This is a genomic window from Bacillus sp. V26 (assembly GCF_034296245.1).
GTDB lineage: Bacteria > Bacillota > Bacilli > Bacillales > Bacillaceae > Bacillus > Bacillus halotolerans.
Genome location: NZ_JAXKQF010000002.1, coordinates 96209 through 118118, shown reverse-complemented (window position 1 = coordinate 118118; position 21910 = coordinate 96209). Strand labels below are relative to the sequence as shown.

The 21910-nt window shown below is 44.4% G+C and carries 22 protein-coding genes; 13 read left to right on the top strand and 9 right to left on the bottom strand.

Annotation, left to right across the window (positions count from 1 at the left end; genetic code table 11):
• Window positions 1-46: 46 nt before the first annotated feature.
• Window positions 47-1306: an ABC transporter permease gene (locus UJ203_RS07850; RefSeq protein ID WP_322009701.1), complete on the bottom strand. Its 1260-nt coding sequence runs from the start codon at window positions 1304-1306 to the stop codon at window positions 47-49.
• Entirely contained in the window at window positions 1299-2195 is an 897-nt protein-coding gene (locus tag UJ203_RS07845; protein WP_044156564.1) for an ABC transporter ATP-binding protein, read from the bottom strand. The genes UJ203_RS07850 and UJ203_RS07845 overlap by 8 nt, the downstream gene beginning before the upstream one ends.
• Window positions 2196-2322: 127 nt before the next feature.
• Here UJ203_RS07845 and UJ203_RS07840 point away from each other — a divergent pair, with 127 nt between their 5' ends.
• Window positions 2323-2508: a YhzD family protein gene (locus UJ203_RS07840; protein ID WP_059336506.1), complete on the top strand. Its 186-nt coding sequence runs from the start codon at window positions 2323-2325 to the stop codon at window positions 2506-2508.
• A 20-nt stretch (window positions 2509-2528) separates the two neighbouring features.
• On the opposite strand, the gene UJ203_RS07835 is transcribed toward UJ203_RS07840, so the two are convergent.
• Window positions 2529-3296, bottom strand: coding sequence for an enoyl-CoA hydratase (locus UJ203_RS07835; RefSeq protein ID WP_322009694.1), 768 nt, complete (start codon window positions 3294-3296; stop codon window positions 2529-2531).
• Window positions 3297-3461: 165 nt separating this feature from the next.
• Between UJ203_RS07835 and UJ203_RS07830 the strand changes: the two genes are divergently transcribed.
• The 3 genes from UJ203_RS07830 to khtU all read left to right on the top strand — a co-directional run bounded on the left by UJ203_RS07830 (window position 3462) and on the right by khtU (window position 5587).
• The gene (locus tag UJ203_RS07830) at window positions 3462-3800 is read left to right on the top strand and encodes a hypothetical protein (protein ID WP_105955305.1); all 339 of its coding nucleotides are present in this window, start codon (window positions 3462-3464) and stop codon (window positions 3798-3800) included.
• A gap of 61 nt (window positions 3801-3861) precedes the next feature.
• Complete coding sequence (gene khtT / locus UJ203_RS07825; RefSeq protein ID WP_010333581.1) at window positions 3862-4359, top strand: K(+)/H(+) antiporter subunit KhtT; 498 nt, start codon at window positions 3862-3864, stop codon at window positions 4357-4359.
• A gap of 7 nt (window positions 4360-4366) precedes the next feature.
• A complete protein-coding gene (gene khtU, locus UJ203_RS07820) occupies window positions 4367-5587 on the top strand; it encodes a K(+)/H(+) antiporter subunit KhtU (RefSeq protein WP_105990514.1) in 1221 nt (406 codons plus the stop codon).
• Window positions 5588-5604: 17 nt separating this feature from the next.
• Here khtU and UJ203_RS07815 read toward each other — a convergent pair whose 3' ends face one another.
• Window positions 5605-7110: a coproporphyrinogen III oxidase gene (locus UJ203_RS07815; protein ID WP_322009688.1), complete on the bottom strand. Its 1506-nt coding sequence runs from the start codon at window positions 7108-7110 to the stop codon at window positions 5605-5607.
• 112 nt (window positions 7111-7222) lie between these two features.
• Window positions 7223-8089, bottom strand: coding sequence for a Cof-type HAD-IIB family hydrolase (locus UJ203_RS07810; protein WP_059336402.1), 867 nt, complete (start codon window positions 8087-8089; stop codon window positions 7223-7225).
• A 487-nt stretch (window positions 8090-8576) separates the two neighbouring features.
• Between UJ203_RS07810 and UJ203_RS07805 the strand changes: the two genes are divergently transcribed.
• Entirely contained in the window at window positions 8577-9650 is a 1074-nt protein-coding gene (locus UJ203_RS07805; protein WP_322009683.1) for a DNA alkylation repair protein, read from the top strand.
• Window positions 9651-9693: 43 nt separating this feature from the next.
• On the opposite strand, the gene UJ203_RS07800 is transcribed toward UJ203_RS07805, so the two are convergent.
• Together UJ203_RS07800 and UJ203_RS07795 are read right to left on the bottom strand one after the other, a co-directional pair.
• Entirely contained in the window at window positions 9694-10047 is a 354-nt protein-coding gene (locus UJ203_RS07800) for a YlbF family regulator (protein ID WP_010333576.1), read from the bottom strand.
• Between the two features lie 92 nt (window positions 10048-10139).
• On the bottom strand, window positions 10140-11273 hold the full coding sequence (locus UJ203_RS07795) for a DUF445 domain-containing protein (protein WP_095713720.1): 1134 nt from the start codon (window positions 11271-11273) through the stop codon (window positions 10140-10142).
• Between the two features lie 262 nt (window positions 11274-11535).
• On the opposite strand from UJ203_RS07795, the gene UJ203_RS07790 reads away from it, so the two are divergent.
• The 6 genes from UJ203_RS07790 to UJ203_RS07765 all read left to right on the top strand — a co-directional run bounded on the left by UJ203_RS07790 (window position 11536) and on the right by UJ203_RS07765 (window position 15653).
• Window positions 11536-12627 (top strand): YheC/YheD family protein, encoded by a 1092-nt coding sequence (locus UJ203_RS07790; protein WP_322009680.1) that lies wholly within the window; start codon window positions 11536-11538, stop codon window positions 12625-12627.
• Complete coding sequence (locus tag UJ203_RS07785; protein ID WP_069486318.1) at window positions 12617-13978, top strand: YheC/YheD family protein; 1362 nt, start codon at window positions 12617-12619, stop codon at window positions 13976-13978. Before UJ203_RS07790 ends, UJ203_RS07785 begins: the two co-directional genes overlap by 11 nt.
• A 158-nt stretch (window positions 13979-14136) precedes the next feature.
• Window positions 14137-14346, top strand: a complete 210-nt coding sequence (locus UJ203_RS07780) for a YheE family protein (RefSeq protein ID WP_024120758.1) — start codon at window positions 14137-14139, stop codon at window positions 14344-14346.
• Window positions 14347-14558: 212 nt separating this feature from the next.
• Window positions 14559-14762, top strand: a complete 204-nt coding sequence (gene sspB / locus UJ203_RS07775) for a beta type acid-soluble spore protein SspB (protein WP_010333571.1) — start codon at window positions 14559-14561, stop codon at window positions 14760-14762.
• Between the two features lie 106 nt (window positions 14763-14868).
• Window positions 14869-14994, top strand: coding sequence for a hypothetical protein (locus tag UJ203_RS07770; RefSeq protein WP_105990510.1), 126 nt, complete (start codon window positions 14869-14871; stop codon window positions 14992-14994).
• A 38-nt stretch (window positions 14995-15032) separates the two neighbouring features.
• Window positions 15033-15653: an NAD(P)-dependent oxidoreductase gene (locus UJ203_RS07765; protein WP_305935167.1), complete on the top strand. Its 621-nt coding sequence runs from the start codon at window positions 15033-15035 to the stop codon at window positions 15651-15653.
• Between the two features lie 45 nt (window positions 15654-15698).
• Here the strand turns inward: UJ203_RS07765 and UJ203_RS07760 are convergent, their stop codons facing one another.
• Both UJ203_RS07760 and UJ203_RS07755 read right to left on the bottom strand, forming a co-directional pair.
• Window positions 15699-17720, bottom strand: coding sequence for an ABC transporter ATP-binding protein (locus UJ203_RS07760; protein ID WP_322009672.1), 2022 nt, complete (start codon window positions 17718-17720; stop codon window positions 15699-15701).
• The gene (locus UJ203_RS07755; RefSeq protein WP_322009670.1) at window positions 17717-19474 is read right to left on the bottom strand and encodes an ABC transporter ATP-binding protein; all 1758 of its coding nucleotides are present in this window, start codon (window positions 19472-19474) and stop codon (window positions 17717-17719) included. Before UJ203_RS07755 ends, UJ203_RS07760 begins: the two co-directional genes overlap by 4 nt.
• 442 nt (window positions 19475-19916) lie before the next feature.
• Between UJ203_RS07755 and UJ203_RS07750 the strand changes: the two genes are divergently transcribed.
• Both UJ203_RS07750 and nhaC read left to right on the top strand, forming a co-directional pair.
• Window positions 19917-20417, top strand: coding sequence for a universal stress protein (locus UJ203_RS07750; RefSeq protein WP_105990506.1), 501 nt, complete (start codon window positions 19917-19919; stop codon window positions 20415-20417).
• A gap of 125 nt (window positions 20418-20542) precedes the next feature.
• A complete protein-coding gene (gene nhaC, locus UJ203_RS07745; RefSeq protein WP_322009667.1) occupies window positions 20543-21904 on the top strand; it encodes a Na+/H+ antiporter NhaC in 1362 nt (453 codons plus the stop codon).
• The last annotated feature ends 6 nt before the right edge of the window (window positions 21905-21910 follow it).

Sequence of the window (21910 nt, the reverse complement as noted above, 5' to 3'; positions counted from 1 at the left end):
CGAATACAATCAAAAACAGCCTGAGCATCCCCAGGCTGTTTTCCAATCAGCTTTTTGACAAACGCAGCGCTTGTTTGATTGCTTTAAACGCGCTTGAGTTGCCGTAAATCAAGACGCCGCCTTTATAAATTCTGGCGCCAATGACGGCAAGTATGATAATGGTGAGCAGTGTTATCCCGATGCCGGCAGCCGCCTGCCAAAACGGAATATCAAGCATGCCGACGCGCAAGAACATAATCATCGGCGTAAAGAACGGGATAAACGATGTGACCGTAATAAATCCTGCGTCCGGAGCGTTTAGTCCGAACATGGCAATCATAAAACCGGCAACCACCAAAAGCGTCATCGGTGTGATCGTTTGCTGCACGTCCTCTATTCTGCTGACGACGCTGCCAAGAAACGCGGCCAGTGTCGCATATAAAAAGTAACCGAGCAAAAAGAAAATAACAGCATATATCACGGTAGAAACAGGAACATCGGTCAGGTTAAGAAAACCGCCTACAGATGAAGCCGTTTCACTCGTTTTGTTCAGCTTCAGCGATAGATATCCGGCAGAAATAATGACAGCAAGCTGTGTTATTCCGACGAGCCCGATGCCTAACAGCTTTGCAAACATTTGCTGGATCGGCGGCATGCTTGAGATGAGGATTTCCATGACACGCGAAGATTTTTCGGTCGCAACCTCCATCGCAATCATACTGGCATACATAATAACGGAGAAATATATGACAAACAGCATAATGTAAACAAGCCCCATCGCCTGCCCCAGTTCTTCCTCAGACTTTGCACCCTCTTTCAGCGCCTCCTGCCCGACAGTGACAGGCGCATAGAGGCTGCTGATGGTTTCCTGCGAAACGCCGAGCTCCTCTGTTCCAACTGCGGTCTTTGTTTGTGTTAACGCCTGCTGCAGTGTTTGGTACGTGCTTTCATCCGAAATCGTTAACGCTTTGTACGTCCCTGAAATCGTCCCTTTGTCAACTCTTTTGATAATGAGCATCCCATCAAGCGTTTCCTCTTTGACTTGCTTTATAACCTTTTCCTCTGATTGCTTAGACTGCTTCACATCAAGATCGCTGTCTGTATCGACTGCTTTCAGCTGCTTTGAGAAAATCGGATATAATTCGTTTGTTTCATCAATAACAGCAATTTTCTCTTTTGTATCTTCTCCTTGAAACATAGAAATAATCGATTCTAAATTGGTGACAGCCAATACAAGCAGAACCGTGATGACAGTAGAAATAATAAAAGACTTTGCCATAATCTTATTTTTGTATGTATGAGAAAGCATGATCAAAAATTTATTCATAGACGGCCCCCACCTTTTCTATAAAAATATCATGGAGTGACGGCTCTTCAAGCTCAAACTTTCGAATAAATCCTTTTCCTTGGAGCATGGCGAAGATCTCTTGAGAGATGTCTTCATTGGCAATTTGCAGCTTTACGCCGCCGGCCGTTTCTTTCCATTGCGTAATTCCTTCATGCCCCTGTAAAAAATGCAGATCGTCATCGGAATGAATGGTCACATTCTTTTTGCCGAATGAACGTTTAATTTCCTTCAGTCTGCCTTGCACAACAGGCTTCCCTTTTTGCAAAATACAAAGGTGCTCACACAGCTCTTCGACATGCTCCATCCTATGGCTGGAAAATAAAATCGAGACACCGCTGTTTTTCAAAGAGATAACAGCCTCCTTCAACAGCTCGACATTGACAGGGTCCAGCCCGCTGAATGGCTCATCGAGAATCAGCAGCTCAGGCTTATGCAAAACCGACGAAATAAACTGGATTTTCTGCTGGTTTCCTTTTGAAAGCTCTTCTACTTTTTTATTCTCGTATTCTGTTATATTGAAGCGTTCAAGCCATGTTCCGAGCTCTTTTACGGCTTCGCGTTTCTCCATGCCTTTTAATCTTGCCAGATAGACAAGCTGGTCCTTTACCTTCATTTTCGGATATAGTCCGCGCTCTTCCGGCAAATATCCGATTTTGTTGCTCATACTGTAGTTGACGGGACGGCCTTTCCAGCTGATCGTACCCTCCGTAATGCTTAATAAGCCGAGAATCATGCGAAAGGTCGTCGTTTTTCCCGCTCCGTTTGCGCCTAAGAGGCCAAACATTTGCTGTTCCGGAATTTCCAAATTCAAACCGTCAACCGCTTTATAATCTCCAAATGTCTTCGTTACGTGATCAATCGTCAGCACCGAATCTCCTCCTTCCCTGACCCATTATATACTATATTTGGTTAAAACATAATAAAGGATTTTGGTTTGCTATTTAGAATATAAATGAAGAAAGAACGATAAATGATGAAGTTGGAGGCGAAATATGATGGCGGAGTATTTTCTTACGGCTTTTGATCCTTCGGGAGAAACACTGATAAACGAGCGATTTGAGGCGGAAAACGAAGATGCGGCAAAACAGCAGGGTGAAGCCCTGTTAAAGGAAAAAGAGCTACATAGTCATACCCATCGTTTAGTGAATGCAGCCGGAAAGCTGATTTTGTTTCAGAGATGATCAGCTTCCCGGCTGATCTGTTATGCTTGAAACTTTGGCTCCCGTTTCTCTAAAAATGCACGGATTCCTTCCTGGTGATCTTTAGTCCTCCTCATTCTCTCCTGGGCACTTCGTTCAAGAGCCAGCACCTTCTTCAATTCATCAATATGGAGGCTTTGAAAAATGGCTTTCGTTTCAATCATTGCCAATAGGGGCGAGGCTGAAAGCGTTTCAACATAAGGTCTTGCACCATCCGCAGGATCTCCGTTAAATGTTCCATCCAAGAGACCCATGCCAGCCGCTTCTTCAGCGGATAGCTTTTTCCCGCTCCAAATCAGTTTTTTCGCTTTCGCTTCCCCAATCCTTTTTTTCAGCAAATAATGTCCCCCGCCATCAGGAACAAGGCCGATGCCGATAAAGTTCATTGCAAGAACGGCATTTTTCTCCGCAAGCACAATGTCAGCACAAAGTGCTAAACTCAAGCCCAGCCCCGCGGCAGCACCATGGACAGCGGCAATTGTCACTTTTTTCATTTCGTATAACGTTAAAGTAATGGCTTCGATTGTATCCATCAGCTGCCTAAATTGATCAGGATCATGCTCAGAGGTCATCATCCGTATATCGCCGCCTGCCGAAAAACCTTTTCCGGTACCTCTCAGGAGGACGATGAGCGCCTCGCTTTCAGAAACCTTTTCACACGCCTCCTTCAGCTCGAAAAGCATTTGCTCATTCAAGGCGTGATGAGCATCAGGGCGATTCAGCACAATTTCTGCCACAGGCCCCTTCAGTTCATATTGAATATAATCCATATGAAACACCTCCATGTATACGCTTTCTTTTTTTCTTTCTCATATACATTCCCCGCCGTCCTTAAAGAAACCTTTTTTATTTTTCAAGGTCAATAGATACTGAAAAGTGCATATCATTTGAATGGAAACATAAAGTTTTATATAGTGAAATGGAAGGGATATAGAATGAGAAAGGGGGAAGGTAACATGGATAAATTGCTGATCAGCTTTCTATTAAGCTTATTTATGGTGTGCTTTCCCCCTTCTGACGTGGCCCTGCCCTCCCAGTTTGATGCAAGCACTGACAGCTATGTGCCAATGGCCTCATATCCGAAAGAATCACAATCAGCCAAAACGCCGTCACCGGGCAGCCTGCATCTGGCGGAGTTTATGAAAGAGTACAATCCATTGGCGCAGTCTATCAGAACGTTATCTGTCAAACCGCTTGATGATCCTCACATCAACAGGCTGGAAAGGGTTTGTGCCGTCCCTGTCAAATACCAGTCTAATTACCTCCGAATATGAATGTATACCGTTTTGTTTGTACCCTATCTTTTAGCCAACACTACATTCGGAGGGATTTTCATTGAATATAAAAGAAAACGATCTGCCGGGAATCGGCAAAAAATTCGAAATTGAAACAAGAAACCGCGAAAAAATGACGATTATCATTCATGATGACGGAAGAAGGGAAATCTATCGGTTTGATGACCGGGATCCGGATGAGCTCCTTTCCAATATTTCACTGGATGATTCTGAAGCAAGGCAAATTGCAGCCATTTTGGGCGGCATGGTCTATAAGCCGCAGGCGCTGGAATCCATCGAGATGGCGTTTAGCGACCTCATTATTGAATGGTTTAAGGTGGAAAAAGGCGCGAAGTCAATCGGGCGCACCCTCGGCGAACTTGATGTCCGTCAAAACTATGATGTCACTGTCATCGCCATCATTAAACACAACCAGCAAAAGTTTTTAAATCCAGGCGCTGACTCAGTGATTGAAGAAGATGATACCCTTGTCCTCTCAGGTGAAAGAAAGCATCTGAAGAAGCTGACTCATGATTTTCTTTCTAGAGAGGGCGTGTGATCAGCGGATGGATCATCTTGTTTTTGAAGTCGGAACTGCGCTTGTGCTTGTGGCAATTGCCAGTGTCATCGCAAATAAAATTAAGTTTTCAATTATCCCGTTTCTCATTATTTTAGGGATGCTGCTTGGCCCTCATGCCCCTAAAGTCGGGATCATTGACCTCACGTTTATAGAAAGCAGTGAAATCATTGAGTTTTTCGGACGGATGGGCGTGCTTTTCCTCCTTTTCTATCTCGGACTTGAATTCTCTGTCGGAAAGCTGATCAAGTCTGGAAAATCCATCGCAATTGGCGGATCAATTTATATTTTGATTAACTTCAGCCTCGGACTGCTTTATGGCTTTATCACCGGGTTTTCTTTTCTGGAAGTCCTCGTGCTGGCAGGCGTTATCACCATTTCTTCAAGCGCGATCGTCGCAAAAGTGCTGGTCGATTTAAAAAGAACGGCCAACCCGGAAACCGAGCTGATTCTCGGCATTATTATGTTTGAGGATATTTTCCTTGCTGTGTATTTGTCTGTTGTTTCCGGTCTTGTGCTTGGAGACGCGACATCAGTCGGGGGTGCGATTTTGTCCATTCTGATCGCATTTGGCTATATGCTGCTGTTTTTTATCGCGGCCAGAAAGCTCCCGCCGCTGTTGAATAAGCTGTTGGACATTCGCTCGAACGAAGTGTTTATTATCGTCATTTTTGCAGCGCTCTTTTTCATCGCCGGATTTTCAGAGACAATTCATGTAGCAGAAGCCATCGGCGCGCTGCTGCTCGGTTTGGTATTTTCGGAAACAGAGCATTCCGATCGGATTGAGCACCTTGTCGTTCCGTTTCGCGACTTTTTCGGCGCGATGTTCTTTTTCAGCTTCGGCCTCAGCATAGACCCTTTTTCACTTGGTGAAGCGGTTTGGCTGGCATTGGGAGCTGTGATCCTGACCATATTCGGAAACTTTATCGCCGGAATGGTGGCTGGACGCCGCGCAGGGCTTTCTCATAAAGCCTCATCCAATATCGGTCTTACGATCGTATCACGGGGAGAGTTTTCGATTATCGTTGCCAACCTCGGCATAGCCGGCGGCCTGTCAGCCACATTAAAGCCGTTCGCCGCATTATATGTCCTCATTCTGGCGATTTTGGGGCCATTATTAACAAAAGAGTCAAAATGGATTTACCGCCAGCTAAACAAGGTGTTTAAATGGAAGCCGGACGTTCAGCCTGTGAAAAAACAGCGGGGATAAAAAAAGCAGCACTGTGATCAGTGCTGCTTTGTCGTTCTCTCAAAAATTTGCTCTAAATATTTGATCTTTTCGTCCGTGTAGTGCTCAAATCGGTCATTGTATGATTTCGGGTCTTTCGGATTGGCAAAGTGTGTGATTTTCCCTGTATCCGGATCAATAAATTTACTTGCCGCACCGCAGCCGATGCCGATAATCGTCTGCACTTCTTCCATAATCATAATGTTGTAGATGCTTTCCTGGCCCGGAATCGAGTACCCGACGTTTTCCAGATTTCCAAGAATATTTTTCTGGCGGTATAAATAATAAGGCACGTATCCATGCTCTTGCGTCCAAGCTACCGCATCATCCATCATTTGAGAAACCTCTTCTCTCCCGGCAACTTTGTATTTATGTTTGTTTCTTGTCATTTCTGACGCCCGCTTAAAGGAAAGGGTGTGAACAGTCAGCGATTCCGGCATCAATTTCTCGGTTTCTGAAAGGCTGTGTCTGAACTCCTTCACGCCTTCGCCAGGCAAACCGATAATTAAATCCATATTGATATTATTCATGCCGTGCTGGCGTGACAGATGATATTTTTCAATGGTCTCTTCCACCGTATGATGACGGCCGATCGCTTTGAGCGTTTCGTTTTCATAGGATTGCGGGTTAATGCTGATCCGGTCAATATCATATTTGTTCAACACGGCAAGTTTTTCTTCAGTAATCGTGTCGGGGCGGCCGGCTTCCACAGTAATTTCCCGAATGTTTTTCACATCCGGGAAGGAGCGGACCATTTCTTCATACAGAAGATCCATCTCTTCCGCTGTAATGCTTGTAGGCGTCCCGCCGCCAAAATATATGGTTGTGACCTTGACGTCATGCTCCTTGAGCCATTCGCCGATTTTCTGCATTTCGTAATGCAGCCCCCATAAAAATGAGCCGACTCTGCCTGCTTGTCCTTGGATGGCGTATGCAGGAAATGTGCAATACGCACATTTGGTCGGGCAGAAAGGAATGCCGATATAAATACTGACTTCGTCCTTTACTTGATATAAATCAGGAACTGCCGCCAGCTGCCTGTCGACAATTTGCTGCATCAATTCGATTTTCTCATCATGAATTAAATAGTCCTTTTTCAATTCTGCATGCGCCTGTTCCTTCGGCATCCCGCTTTGCAGCTTTTTATGAAGCAGCTTCGTCGGGCGGATTCCCGTGAGGATTCCCCACTTTTGCGTCATGCCCGTATGCGCTTGAAGAAGATTTAAGTAAACATAAGAAATTGTGTTTTTCACTTGTTTGAAAGCTTCTTTTTCATTCATATCAGGAGAAAAAGCTTTCGTATGGTGTGCCTTAATTCCGGTTCCTTTCACTTCTCCTGAAACCGTCACATGCTCATCTGTTTGCGTGCACGCTAAAGAGATGACAAGATCCGCCGGCTCCTCTCCGCCGTAGACAAGACCGCATTCCTCATAAAACAAATTTGCGATATTTTGCAGTGGCCGATGAAGGCGGTCATCGTGTATGCCTTCTATTTTAATTTGCAACTTCATCACCTAATTTATCAGATTCAAAACTTTCTTTAGTGTACAGAAATAAACAGCTAAAATCAATCCGGCAAAAAAGCCGCCGCACCTGTTTAGGCGCGAGCGGCTTTTTTTATACGCGTTTCATGTGGAACTTATCGAGGAACCCTTTTCGCTGCTGCATACGGAAATATTCCTTCATCATATATGCGACGCCTTGCTCGTCATTTGACCTTGTGACCCAATCGGCTTTTCTCTTAATTTCCGGTGCAGCGTTCCCCATTGCAACCCCAAGTCCGGCAAGCTCAATCATCGGAAGATCGTCTTGCTGATGGCCGATAGCGACTACATCCTCCATCCCCAGCCCCAGTTCCGAAGCGACAAGTGCAAGGCCCGCTTCCTTCGAAACTCCCTTTGGAACAATGTTCATCTTCTCATCGTTTACGCGAATCACGTCAACCGCCGGGAAGGCTTTTGTAATCGTTTCTGTAATGTCTTGCTGAATATCGTGTTCTGTATATACTTCGATGACGGGCGCACTCACCGGTTCATCCATCAGAAGATCGCTTAACGATTCAACAAACTGAACCGGGTAAAAGATGGGATCTGACGGGTGGATCAGCGCTTTCCCAAGCAAATTTGAATTGACCTTTTTCTTGTTTCCTATCGAATATTTCTCGTGAAGAAGCCTGATGTTGCATTGATAGCTCTCAAGCACTTGAACGATATTAAAAGTATGATCGTCAGAAATTCTTTTTTCAAAAAAGGGCGCGTCTATTTTCTCAGCGATATAGGCGCCGCTGTGGGTAATCAGCTTTGCATCAAGCTTCAGCGATTTTGCTATTTTCTGAGCTGAGCGAAAATGGCGGTTGGTGACAAGTGTGACGTAAATCCCTTTTTTCTTAACATATTCAATCGCGTCTTTCGTTGCCTGATGAATTTTCCCGTTCGACCGAAGCAGCGCTCCATCTATGTTTAAGGCAAGCAATTGTTTAGACACAGAGATGTCCCCCTCCTTGATGACTGTACTTGTGTATAGGATATGACCCTGTCTCTGTGTTTAGAACAACCTTTTCTGTACAGCAAAAAAAGCCTGACTCAGCAGACTTTATATATGCAATCATAATAGGATACGATCGAAGCAGCCATTCTCCCTAATATCGTTATTTCGATTTACGAAAAATCATGTATCAGGAACCCCTTATTTGACCAATGATGCGCTCCGAACACTTACTCTCTGTTGCTTATCCCCTCTATATAACGGCATGATATGCGACCGTATCCATTTGAAATAGGTAAGTGTAGGCGCTTTCAATGTTATTATCCCAGTTTTCTCTGCAGATGACAAGGGTTTTTTTAACTAAAAAAAGTAACCAATATCTGTGTAACTAAGGTAGCGTGTAATGTTAATTATTGGATTCCGCCACTTGAACAGGAACGTACATTCGTATACAATATAAACATTAAATGAAAAAAGCGGTGGTCCAATGACTGTATTAAAAGAAATTTATAATCAAGAACTGATCTCTCGATTGATAGATACTGTAAAAGAAACCTATCCAGCGTTCAACAAAGAAAAATTCGAGGAGCTCTTAATGACGGGAGAATGGCCTGAGCTCGCTTTAAAAGAACGCACGCGCCGCATTACCGTTGCTTTATACGAAACACTGCCGAAACATTATGGCGAAGCGCTTGCAGTATTATGGGATGCAGCTCCTCATTTTAAGGGACTCAGCGGAATCATATTTCCTGATTATGTGGAGCAGTACGGCTTAGAGCATTGGGATGATTCAATGAAGGCGTTAGAATACTTTACGGCATATTCCACTTCAGAATTTGCTGTGAGGCCTTTTTTGCTTTTAAATCAGGAAAAAATGATTGCACAATTCCTGATATGGTCTAAGCATGAAAATGAGCACGTGAGAAGACTTGCGAGTGAAGGAAGCAGGCCCCGCCTCCCATGGGGAAAATCGATACCCGCATTGAAATCGGACCCCTCCCCTGTGCTGCCGATCCTTGAGCAGCTGATGCAGGACGAGTCTTTGTATGTGAGAAAAAGTGTGGCCAACAGCCTTAATGATATATCAAAAACGCATCCTCACTTGCTGAGAGAAGTCGCAGTACAATGGTATGGAACACACCCTCATACAGACTGGATCATCAAACACGCTTACCGGACCTTGCTAAAAAAAGGCGATAAACAGGCTTTATTGCTTTTTGGCTATCACGATGCTGATTCGATTCAACTGCAAGATTTAACGTGTGAGTCCAGCCGTATTTCTATTGGTGAAACCCTCAAGTTTACTTTTCACATTCATTCAGACAGAGATCAGAAAGTAAGAATTGAGTACGCCATTGATTACGTAAAAGCCAGAGGCCAGCATCATCGAAAAGTATTTAAAATAACAGAAACGAATATAGGAAAAAACGAAACAAAATCATATACCAAAACACAATCCTTTAAGGATTTATCTACAAGAAAACATTACAAAGGAATTCATACATTATCAGTGATCATCAATGGAGAGGTAAAGAAATCGCTGGATTTTCTAGTTTGCTGAACGAATAAAAAATCCCTTCTTATCCAGAAGGGATTTTGAATGATTAGCCTTCGACACTGCCGTAAAGCTCTTCTAAAGGCTTCATGATGATTTTGTTTAATTCGCCGATCAGCATACTCATACGCTGCTCCGCTTCCATCAGCTGAGAGATTTTTTCGTGCTGCTGCACAAGCGCAACGGTTTTTTGAGCCTGCTGCACTTCGTCTTCTGTAATTTCTTCTCCAGCCATTTGTTTTTGCTGAAGTCTCAGCTGCACATCACGGAAGTTTTCGAACATTCGTTTCGCAGACTCGTCTGCGTTTACTTCATCGTACAGGTTTTTTAAACGGGTAAACTCTTCGCTCCCGCGCAATGCATTTTCCAGATCATACGCTACATCGTAAAAATTAACAGCCATTGTAAATAGCTCCTTTCATTATTGCCGATTGACATACCACTCCACTATAACAGACTATGGAGCTCCTTTCATTAATCGAAACCCGTTTCTTCTTAAAAAAGGATGACAAACAACGCTTGAATTGCACCTATGATTCCGCCGAGAAGGCCGCCCAAATAGGTTATCATTTTAAATTCTTTTTTCGAAATCGACAGCACCATTTCTTCAAGACGCTGTACCGGGAACTGATCCACCTGCTCCTTTACAATTTCCTCAAGGCGCATTCGTTTTAATACACTTTCAAGATTGGTTGAAATCCCCTCAAGCAATTTGTCTAAAAGCGCCGGCAGGATACGATGGTTCAGATCATTTTCATAGCGGGCTGTAAGCGAGCCAATCGTATTTTCAAAAAACGGAGCAGTTGAAAATGCTTGCAGCACTCTTTGTTTCAGGCTAAAGATTAATACTTTTGCGTTCCATTTTTCGTCCGCTTCATTAAATGTATACTCCTTCAGCTTGCCCCATTCGTTTTTCAGAAGATCAGAAAGCAGCTTATTCGTTTCCTCATTCCGCAAAAACTTCAGAAGCTCCGGCAGCACGCGATCAGCAAGGCTTGAATTGCCGAGAAACATTTGCACCATGCTTCCAAGCATACCGCGTTCTTTTAAGAAATCATCAATCATATTGCCGAGACGGATTTTTCCTTCTTCACTTTCAAAATAATGAATGCTTCGCGCCAAAATATAGCCTGAAATCATCGGTATCTTCTCTTCAAGCTTTTCCTGCACTTCCAATGGCAGTGCTTCTTTTAACGTTTGATGCTCATATCGGCGGAAAAGTTCATTCAATTTATCATCCGTCCAGCGGCTGATCCAGGCGTCTGCCGCTTCACCCGGATGCTTTACTCCGGCTTTTTCAAGCGCTTCTTTTACTGTCATTTCAGATAGCGACAGGTTTTGAATCAGCTGTTCACCGACTTGCAGCGCCTGCTTTTTGGCTGAATCTGAAACAAGCCGCTTTTTAATACCCTCAGGCGTTAATAAGTGGTTTACCACCATCAGCCCCATTTGTTTCGCAAGCTCATCACGTCTTCTTGGAATCAATCCCGGAGTAAAAGGGACTCGTTTTCCAAACAAATAATATGCCTTATACGGCCTAAATAGCATTTGAATTGCTAAATGATTGGTCACCGCGCCGATAACTGCGCCGATCACGATCATAAATATAAAGGTTCCTGCAATACCCATTCCTGCTCATCTGCCTCCATCTGTGCTTTTACTTTTTCATAAATAGAATGACCTATTTGTATTATAGAGGTTGGTGTGATCACTTAGCAAACAAGGAGACAAAACATATGGCCATAAAATCAGCTTGTTTAACAGGAATAGGGCAAGATGCTGAATCGTAATCTGTAAAGTAGACTACCGACAGCTGTGTTCCTGATGTTTTTTGAAGCGTAAAGCTGCTGACACCCGCCGGCAGCTTTTTAATAAAAGGGGGAGTCTCACCATGATAACACTCGGTTTTATGTCCTTAACCCGCCAGCACGAGCAGGATTATTCCGCAGAATTGGCTACACGAGCGCCCGAATTCGGCATACGTTTGATCCGTTTTACACCGTTTGACATTTTGCCCGACACCCTGCGTGTAAAAGCGCTGGTATATCATCCAGCGAGCAGCAATTGGAACGAAACAGAACTTGCGATTCCCGATTATATTTATGACCGCTGTTTTTATGGGAAGGATTCACAATCACAAAAAGCAAAGCCGATCGTCGAATGGCTCAAAAAATATCCGAAAACCGAATTTATCGGGCGGGGTCTTCCTGATAAATGGACTGTGTTTCAAGATTTGCAGGAGCATTCTGTGATCAATCCTTACATTCCGGAAACCATGAAAGTGAGCCGATTTGAACAAATCCATTCGTATTTATCGAAAGAAAAAGCCTGTATTTTAAAGCCAGCGTTCGGTGCTGGCGGCAGAGGCGTGATACTTCTGGAGCTTGGCAAGAAAAACATAACCGCCACCTACCATATCGGAAAGGATAAACAGACAAAATCCTTTTCCAACCAAGCTTCATTTAAAACTTGGTGCAAAAAAGTGCTTCAGCACCAATATTTGATGCAGCCTTATTTAAATATCCAAGATAAGGAGCAATACCCTTGTGATATCCGGCTGTTTATGCAAAAAAATGAGGACGGTGAATGGCATACCGTCGGAAAGGCAGTGAGACGCGGATACAAAAACGGGCTGCTGGCCAATTTATCAGGCGGATCGGATACGCTTACATTTGATACATGGTTTGAAAATATCCCGAAAAAACAGCAGGTAGTCTTACTGGATGACTTATTCTCGATTACCCAATCGGTTCCGTATTATCTTGATGAGCGATACGGGCCATTATTTGAACTCGGTCTGGATATATGCCTTGCGAAGGACGGGAGAATCTGGATCCTGGATATCAATTCTAAACCAGGCAGAAAATCAATACTTCATGTTTCCCCTGAGAAAAAAGAACATCTATATACTTGCCCTCTTAAGCGGTGCAAATATCTATTTTCGCTGCAAAACCAGAAAGGAGTCCTTCCGCGTGAATCGTAAACGGTTTTTGATCGGCATAGACAAAAACAGTGAAAATACTCTGTTTCTGCCCTCCGCCATGAAGCAAGACGGCCTTTTGTCTGCCTCATTCGGAACGAAGGTTGTCAGATGCCATGTTACTTTCAGACGAAATCTCGAACAGACAGTGCTCCTCTCTGAAAATCTGTTTCACGAACTGCTGATACCGCATCGCAGCCGGGCTGATATTCTCATTCATGATCATTCGGTGCACATTGGTCCGTTAATCGGGATCTTTACCGCGGGGTTTACCGCATCACTTGAGCGCCCTTTTAAGGACCGTTCTCTCTTTTTTTCTAAACTGCTCACTTTGCATGAACAAACAGGAAGCTATTGCTTCGTGTTCGGCGCGCACCAAATCAATTGGCAGGAAGGAACGATTGAAGCGCTTCTATACAGGGAAAATGGCTGGGAGAAACACATTGTCCCGCTGCCGAACGTCGTGTATGACCGTTTGCCGAATAGAAAAATCGAGAACTCAATTGTCTTGCAGAATACAAAAAATCGGCTGATCAATGAATATCAAATCCCATGGTTCAATAAAACATTTTTCAACAAATGGGATGTTCATCAATTGCTGGAAAAAGACCCGAGAACGGCTCCTTACTTACCGAAATCAATCCTTCATCCTACTGTTGAGCGGATTGAAGAGCTGAGTGATTCATTCGGCAAGGTTTATATAAAACCGGCGGACGGAGCACTCGGCACCGGGATTTATCAGCTCGCCAAAACGGAATCCGGTTTGACTGTGAAACATACAAATGATGCCAAATCTTTTTCTTCAATCGACTATCCCGATGCTTCCGCATTTCTGGATGAATTTCAAAAACAGCATGATCCCGCTGTCTTTCTCGTTCAGCAAGGGGTAAATTTGATTGAATTTCAGGGAAAACCAGCCGATTTCCGCGTTCATACGAATAAAAACAGTAAAGGCAAATGGACTGTGACCGCCATCGCAGTAAAAATTTCAGGAGAAAACAGCATTACAACACACCTATCAAATGGCGGAAAAGTGAAAACGCTGGCCGAAGTATACGATGATCCGGCGGAACGAATACATGTCATTAAAAAGCTTTCTGCGGCGGCATTGACCGCCAGCCAAGTGCTCCATGACCATATCGAAGGGTTCATCGGCGAGATCGGTTTTGATTTTGGCATTGACCAAAATGGTAAGGTATGGATGTTTGAAGCGAATTCACGTCCGGGCCGCAGTATTTTTTCTCATCCGAGTCTGCAATCTGTCGATTCTTTGACAAAACGAAGAAGCTTTGAATATGCTTCATATCTTTCGAAGATGGCCATTACCTCCCATGAATCGCTGTGGCCATCCTAATTTGCCCGCTTTATGTAAAAGCGGGCTTGAAGTTTATTCAACGCAAGGACAAGTTCATCATAAAGCCCCTTCAATGATGTTTTGCAACAATGATACAATGAATGTAATTCGTCCGTATCCATGTCAATTGATATCAATTTCAAGGAGCGTGGCCCCTGATGATTTCTCATTTCAGCTGGAAACCTTTGTTTCAAAAACAAAAACTGCCCGGATGGACAATTTCGTTTTACTATAAAGGCATGCATTACGAGGGCATCTATCATAAAAGCGGCGAGATTGAATGGGGAGATTTGTTTCCCGCCCGTGCTGATGAGCCTGCACTCAAAAACGAGATACATGAATTGATGCTTTTTCATATTTACGATTAGCTTAGCCTGGGCGGCTAAGCTTTTTTTATGCCTTCTCAAGATTTACCACTAAAATCCCCGCATGAGTTTTAGTCAAATCTAACATAATACGTAGTAACAAGCCGGCAAAGCATTGGGTTACGCCGAGACGGCAGTGACACCCGAGGCGGGTCCACAGACTGGTGCAACTCCAGTTAACCCAACCATATCAAATAAAAAAGGAGATTTTACACATGGCAAACCAAAACTCTTCAAATCAATTACTAGTACCTGGCGCAGCTCAGGCTATCGACCAAATGAAACTTGAAATCGCTTCTGAATTCGGCGTTAACCTTGGAGCGGATACGACTTCCCGCGCTAACGGTTCTGTCGGAGGAGAAATCACAAAACGTTTAGTATCTTTCGCTCAGCAGAACATGGGCGGCCGCGTACAATAACAATTCAATAAATGGCTGACAGAAGGCGCGGTTTCCGCGCCTTCTTTATATTTGTCACCCTTTTTTCCTGCACCACATATCCTAGGAGAAAAGGGAGGGAATCAAAGTGCCATTCATCGATATTATGAATTGGGAGCTGGTGCAGTTCGTAAGTATATCCATGATTAATGAATATGTTTCCCATCGTTCTGTCTTTTTGTACAGGTATTCTTTCCCGCGCTGTTCAAACTGAGTACCTCCTTTTATAATGAGGGGCGAGGAGGTTTTTTCATGAAAATTGCCTTATTTGGCGCAACCGGCCGTGTCGGACAAGCCTTTTTAATATTGGCAGGCACCAATGAACAACTTGATATTTACGCTCTGATCAGGTCATCGAATGATAAACTTGGCCTGCCGAAAGAACGAATCGTTATCGGGAATGCCCGCTGCCGGGAAGATGTGAAAGAAGTCATGAAGGATGCTGAGATCGTCATCAGCTGTCTCGGCACAGATGGCGACGATACGTTGTCAGCTGCCATGACACATATTCTTGCCATTATGCAGGAAAAGCATATCAAACGGCTCATCACGATCGGCACCGCGGGCATTCTTAATTCACGATGTGAACCAGGAAAATACCGATTTGAAACAAATGAATCAAAACGAAAGCTGACCCGCGCTGCCAAGGAGCATGCAAAGGTATATGACATGCTTAGAGATTCGTCCTTAGATTGGACCATGATCTGCCCCACATATCTCCCCGACGGAGAAGCAGCAGGTGAATACCGTGCAGAGCGCAACGTCTTGCCGGCGGAAGGCAAAAAGATCACTGTCGGCGACACTGCGGCTTTTCTGTATCACGAGCTTCTTACAGGAGATTATATCGGCTGCCGGGTAGGACTGGCTTATTAATGCGTAAAAAAACCCAAAACATTGAATGTCTTGGGTTTTTGAAAACTATGCAATGGAGTGCTTCTGTCCTTTTTGCAGCTCATACATTTGATAATATTGCCCTTTTGACGCCATGAGTTCCTCATGATTCCCTTTCTCAACAATTTCTCCTTTTTCAAGCACTAAAATTTGATCCGCGTTTCTGATGGTTGAAAGCCGATGGGCAATGACAAATGTCGTGCGCCCTTGCTTCACTACATCCAGTGCCTTCTGGATCAAAGCCTCTGTCTCCGTATCAATATGCGCCGTTGCTTCATCCAAAATCAAAATGGCGGGATCGTACGCCAGAGCTCTCGCAAAGGAAATGAGCTGCCGCTCTCCCGAGGATAGCGTGCTGCCTTTTTCAATGACAGGTTCGCTGATGCCTTTCGGAAGCTTTTCAAGAAGCGACTCAGCCCCGACTTGCCGCAGTGCTTCTATGATGTCTTCTTCTGAAATTCTTTCATCCTCCAGACTGACGTTAGAACCGATTGTTCCTGAAAATAAGTACGGGTCCTGCAGCACAATCCCCATATGGGATCTAAGTTCCTGCCTTGACATGCTGTAAATGCTTCTCCCATCGATGAGCACATCCCCTTTTTGCGCATCATAAAAGCGGAAGAGGATATTCAAAATCGAGCTCTTGCCTGATCCGGTATGGCCGACAAGCGCTACAGTTTCGCCTTTTTGTGCTGTAAAGGAAATGTGTTTCAAAACATTTTCTCCTTCTTGATAAGCAAATGATACGTCTCTAAATTCAACCCGCCCCAGCGCGCGCTCCTTCGCCGGTTCACCCGTTTCTTCCGTTTCCTTTTCTTCAAGCAGTTCAAAAACACGCCCGGCGGACACCCGCGCCAGTTCCAGTTTAGAAAACTGATTGACGATACCTGTAATCGGCTGGAATAAGCGGTTTAAGTAATCCACAAACGCGTACAGCACACCGATGGAAACAATTCCTGCCGCGTTTAGGCTTGCGCCGCCAAAATGCCAGATCAGACAGACAAACGCAAGGTTGCGGATCACATTCACAAGGTTGTGTGACATTAAGGAGTTTAAATTCAGCATCCTGTTCTGATAGTAATAATGAGATTCATTTAATTCCTCAAACTCTCTCATTGTTTCTTTTTGATGGCGAAAAGCTTGGATGATCGGCATGCCTTGAATGGACTCATTCATTTTTGCATTAATGTCACTATTGATCGAACGGATTTGATGATTGTAATAGGAAGCGTATTTCCGATAGATGATCGACCACAGCCAGATGATCGGCACAATCGCCAAGCATAAAAACGCGAGCTTTACATCCAGCAGGAACAACGCCGTAAATATCCCGATCATATATATGCCGCTTGTCACAAACGTCGACAGCACTGTCACATATAAATCTCTGATTGCCTCGGTATCATTTGTAATTCTTGCGACTACTTTGCCCGCGGGAAGATTATCAAAATAGCGGATCGGCAGTTTCTGAATGCGGGAAAACACATCCTGTCTCATCTTTTGAATAATGCGGTTGGCACTCATCTGCAATAAATAATGCTGCCCATATTGGAAAAATACCGAGAAGACAAGCAAACCGGCATACAGAAAAATAAGAAACGTCATCCCCTTCATTTCCCGCTTATAGAACTGAAAAATCTCCTGCTTTGTCAGCTTTTCAGCAGGATACGTCCGGCTTTCATTCCCATTAGTGATCGTCAGCTTTCCGTCAGAAACCGTTCTGTTCCCGTCAAAGCTGACAGCCTGATCAACGAAATAAAACGCCATTCCCACTTGATAAATATGCGCTTCTTTCTCTTTAGCAGCCGCTCCCTGCATCCGGTCCTCCCTGACATAGGAGGTGCCGTCAAATTCAACTGCATTTTTATCTTTTTTCGAGACCTCATACCATGTTTTTTCAATGCCGAGGATGTGGTCGTCAATCATTTTTTTGCCGATAAACGGTCCGGTCAGCTCTGCCCCGACTGCAATCGCAAGCAACAGGACGGCAGTGATCAGCAATTTTTTATATAGGAGTGCGTATCTCCATAATGTTTTTCCCGTGTTCATGCCCCTGCTCCTCCTTCTTCTGCAGTGAACAGCTGCTGCCTTTCGTATTGTTCCCGATACCATCCGTTATTGGCCATCAGCTCTTGATGTGTGCCTCTCTCAGAAATCACGCCGCCGTCCATCACAAGGATGAGATCGGCATGCTCCACAGCTGATAAACGATGCGTCAGAATAAATGTCGTTTTCTCTTGGCGGTTTTTCCTGATATTGCTGATAATAGCCGCCTCCGTTTTCGCATCTACAGCGGAAAGAGAATCATCCAGGATTAAAATCTCCGGATTCGCCATCAGCGCCCTCGCGATTGAAATTCTTTGTTTTTGCCCTCCAGAGAGTGCAACGCCTTTTTCACCCACCATTGTCTCCAGACCGGCCGGAAGCATTTGCAAGTCTTTTTCAAAATGAGCTTCTGAAACAGCCTTCTTTACCTCAGCATCACTTGCGTCAAGCTTTCCGTACAAGATGTTTTCTTTTACAGACCGGGAAAACAGCAAATGATCCTGCGGCACATATCCAATCCATCCGCGGAGCCGGTCAAGAGGAATCTGCTCAATCGGCACACCTGAACATGTGATGCTCCCTTCACCGGCTGGATACTGGCGCAAAAGCTGCTTGATAATCGTCGTTTTACCGCTCCCTGTTTTACCGGCAATCCCGACAGTCTGCCCTTTTCGCACGGCAAAAGAAATATCTTGTATATTCACATTTGTTGAGCTTGGATATGTAAAGCTGACATGGCTGAAAACGATATCTCCAGGCTCTTTTAAATCAGACGGCCGCTTCGGATCTGTCACGTCCGGTTCATAAGAAAGGGTTTCATTTACCCGATCTAAGGACGCGTTGCCGCGCTGCATCACATTAATTAATTCACCGATCGCAAACATTGGCCAAATCATCATGCCCAAATAGACATTAAAGGAAACAAGCTCGCCAAGCGTCAGCTCATTACGGAAAACAAGAAACGCTCCATACCCCAGCCCAATCAGATAGCTGGCGCCGACAAGCAGCTTAACAGTCGGCTCAAACAGAGAATCGATAAAGGCTACCTTCATATTCTTCCGGTACACATCGGCCGTCATTTCATTAAAACGGCGTTCATCATTCATTTCCTGCACATAAGCTCGAATCACTCTCACACCCGAGACCGATTCGAGCACCCTGTCATTCAGCGCTCCGAAAGAATTTTGTGCCTCTGTAAACCTTTCATGAATTTTACTTCCGTATATGCTGATCGCAACAGCCATAATGGGAAGCGGTATTATGGCTGCAAGCGTCAGCTTCCAGCTGATCAAAAACCCCATCGTCAAAAAGATCGTCATCATAAACATTGTGGAATCGACTAATGTCAAAATGCCAAAACCTGTCGTTAAACTGACAGCCTGGAGATCATTTGTCCCCCGCGCCATTAAATCTCCTGTTCTGTATTTTTCATAAAACGGCGGCGCCATTTTCAGCAAATGGCCCATCAGCTTTGAGCGGAGAATTTTTTCCATCACATTCGCTCCGCCGAACAGCTGGTGCATCCAAAAATAAGACATGATATACACCACCGCCGTCAAACCTAAAAATACGCTGACATAAAACAGCAGCCCGCCTGAGGTAAACTCCCCCGATTTCATATCATCGATGGCGTTCCCCAACAGTTTAGGCGGAAACATCTCAAGTACATTTACACATAATAAAAGCACAATCGCAATGGTATAGCGCAGCCAGTAGGCTTTAAAAAACCAGCCCAGCTTTTTCAATACTGAAAACATCCATCCCCATCTCCTTTATCTCGTCAGCCGCCTTCTATTTTTTCCTTGCAGCTCTTCAGGTTGTCATAACCAATCCTTGCCTCTGTATTTGTCTTCACATCCGATACACCTGTCTTTCTTAAGATTTTGTATATAAAAAAGGCATGAAGCGTCAGCTCCATGCCTTTTGTTATCGATTATGATGTACGGGAGCGCTTTTCGGCGCGCGGATTAACCCAATTCAAAAAAACAGAATAAGGGTTTGCCGCGCCAATATGAAACTGTTCTGTAAGACATATCATTCCTTGGCATAGCAAACCCTCCATTCATTCTGATTTTTCACTCTTTTTTCATAATATAAACAAAACCTTTTTTTGTCAATCATTACTTGAACAGAGAAAAGATTAAATAGATATGATGTCGGGTATTGTATTGTACGACGTTTTTTGAAAGGGTGAGAATGATGTTTCATGCTGACCGTATTATTGTTGCGTTTGACGGAAGTGAAAACAGTAAGAAAGCGCTTCAGACAGCCATTAATCTTGCGAAAACGGTAAATGCAGCCATTACAGTCGCCCATTCACATGATATGAAAGACAACCAGACCATCATCGACCCGCCGAGGCCCGCAGCAGGGGCAAGCTATATTGGCGGAGGCATGACAAGTGTTCCTGACCCGCTGATATCAGATGTTGCGCCACCGGAGCCAATGATTTATGAAGACCGTACGGAAGAAGTCATCGCCGAAGCCAGAATGATGCTGAATGATCAGCAGACAGAGGGAGATATCGATATATTGGAAGGTGACCCGGCTGAATCAATTATCGAGCATGCCAACCGGGTTTCAGCCGATCTGATTGTAACCGGAAGCAGAGACCAAAACAGACTGAAGAAACTTTTGTTTGGAAGTGTAAGTGAAAAGCTTTCGGCGAAATCAGATATACCGGTTCTGATCGTAAAGTGAGCACGCCACGTGCTCGCTTTTTTATATTCATAATTGTGAAAAAACACGGATTTTCGTTTTTTTCTGATATAATGCTTTCGTGCCCAAAAGCACAAAAGCATTAAAGAAAATGATGGGGTGTTGTTTTGGATTCTCAAAAAAAGCTGACGTTTCCGTTAGCCGTCGGTTTATTTATATTCATGTTAGGGGTCATTATCTCCTGCTTATTTTTTCTTCATACAGAACCGCATATCCCGCTGTTCCTATGTGTTGTCCTGCTTTCAGCAGCCGGTTTATGGTACGGATTTTCCTGGAACAGTCTTGAAAAAGGAATTGTAAACGGGATTAAAAACGGTGTACAGCCGATCATTGTTCTGGCGCTGATCGGTATCTTAATCGGCGCTTGGATGTACAGCGGCGCCATACCGTCCGTTACAGTTTATGCTTTATCCTTTATTGAACCGAGCCATCTTCTGTTGACTGCTTTGTTTTCCTGCATGATCATCAGCACGCTAGTCGGCTCAAGCCTGACAACTGTAAGCACAATTGGCGTGGCACTGATCGGCGTGGCGAGCGCAGCAGGCGTTCCGCTCGAATGGACGGCGGGGGCAGTCATTTGCGGAGCCTGCTTTGGTGATAAAATGTCACCGATGTCGGATACAACAAATTTCGCTGCGGGTATAGGCGAAATATCTATCTTTGAACACATTCGCCACATGATGGGCACAACTATTCCCGCCTTGCTGATCACCGTTGTCCTTTTTTACTTTCTTGGTTTATCAGTCTCAGCGGACGCTGCTTCAACAGATGATATTGCACACGTTATAGCCGGAATAAAAGATGCAGCAAATGTTACACCGTGGGCGCTTCTTTCTCCGCTCTTAGTTGTTTTGCTGGCGATTAAGCGCGTGTCCGTTATTCCCGTTCTGACTGCCGGTATTATTTCCTCGGGAATTTTGACTGCCATTTTCGTTCCCGACAGCAGCATTCAGGCTTTTATGGCAGCCCTGCAAAATGGCACCATGTTCGAAACTGACAATGAGGCTGCCGCTAAAATCATCAACAGAGGCGGACTGCAATCCATGATGGGCTCAGTTTCTCTTATTATGATCGCTTTTGCACTCGGCGGTTTAATGGAGAAAATCGGCCTGATCTCCGTATTATTGGAGGGTATGATGAAAGGAATCCGTTCAAAGGGCAGTCTCATTGCAGCAACTGTCTGCTCAAGTATCGGTGTCAATCTTGCAACAGGCGAACAGTATTTATCTATATTAATACCGGGACAGTCATATAAATCCTTATATGACAAACAAAACATTCAGCGGAAGTTTTTATCAAGATCATTAGAGGACGGCGGAACATTGATTAATCCATTGATCCCTTGGGGCGTCAGCGGGGCTTTTATGGCAACCGCGCTTGGTGTTCCCGTCATTGACTATCTCCCATTTACGTTCTTCCTATATATATCACCGATGATCTCGATTTTAGTTGGATTTGTAAAAAAATAAAAAGAG

Bases quoted from the DNA above. Each gene is read 5' to 3' on its own strand.
- UJ203_RS07780 (WP_024120758.1), top strand. From the start codon at position 14,137: ATGATTTCTCATTTCAGCTGGAAACCTTTGTTTCAAAAACAAAAACTG.
- UJ203_RS07760 (WP_322009672.1), bottom strand. From the start codon at position 17,720: ATGAACACGGGAAAAACATTATGGAGATACGCACTCCTATATAAAAAA.
- UJ203_RS07790 (WP_322009680.1), top strand. From the start codon at position 11,536: ATGATAACACTCGGTTTTATGTCCTTAACCCGCCAGCACGAGCAGGAT.
- UJ203_RS07755 (WP_322009670.1), bottom strand. From the start codon at position 19,474: ATGTTTTCAGTATTGAAAAAGCTGGGCTGGTTTTTTAAAGCCTACTGG.
- UJ203_RS07835 (WP_322009694.1), bottom strand. From the start codon at position 3,296: ATGGATTATATTCAATATGAACTGAAGGGGCCTGTGGCAGAAATTGTG.
- UJ203_RS07765 (WP_305935167.1), top strand. From the start codon at position 15,033: ATGAAAATTGCCTTATTTGGCGCAACCGGCCGTGTCGGACAAGCCTTT.
- UJ203_RS07805 (WP_322009683.1), top strand. From the start codon at position 8,577: ATGACTGTATTAAAAGAAATTTATAATCAAGAACTGATCTCTCGATTG.
- UJ203_RS07840 (WP_059336506.1), top strand. From the start codon at position 2,323: ATGGCGGAGTATTTTCTTACGGCTTTTGATCCTTCGGGAGAAACACTG.
- UJ203_RS07830 (WP_105955305.1), top strand. From the start codon at position 3,462: ATGAGAAAGGGGGAAGGTAACATGGATAAATTGCTGATCAGCTTTCTA.
- UJ203_RS07795 (WP_095713720.1), bottom strand. From the start codon at position 11,273: ATGGGTATTGCAGGAACCTTTATATTTATGATCGTGATCGGCGCAGTT.
- UJ203_RS07850 (WP_322009701.1), bottom strand. From the start codon at position 1,306: ATGAATAAATTTTTGATCATGCTTTCTCATACATACAAAAATAAGATT.
- UJ203_RS07750 (WP_105990506.1), top strand. From the start codon at position 19,917: ATGTTTCATGCTGACCGTATTATTGTTGCGTTTGACGGAAGTGAAAAC.
- khtU (WP_105990514.1), top strand. From the start codon at position 4,367: ATGGATCATCTTGTTTTTGAAGTCGGAACTGCGCTTGTGCTTGTGGCA.
- UJ203_RS07800 (WP_010333576.1), bottom strand. From the start codon at position 10,047: ATGGCTGTTAATTTTTACGATGTAGCGTATGATCTGGAAAATGCATTG.
- sspB (WP_010333571.1), top strand. From the start codon at position 14,559: ATGGCAAACCAAAACTCTTCAAATCAATTACTAGTACCTGGCGCAGCT.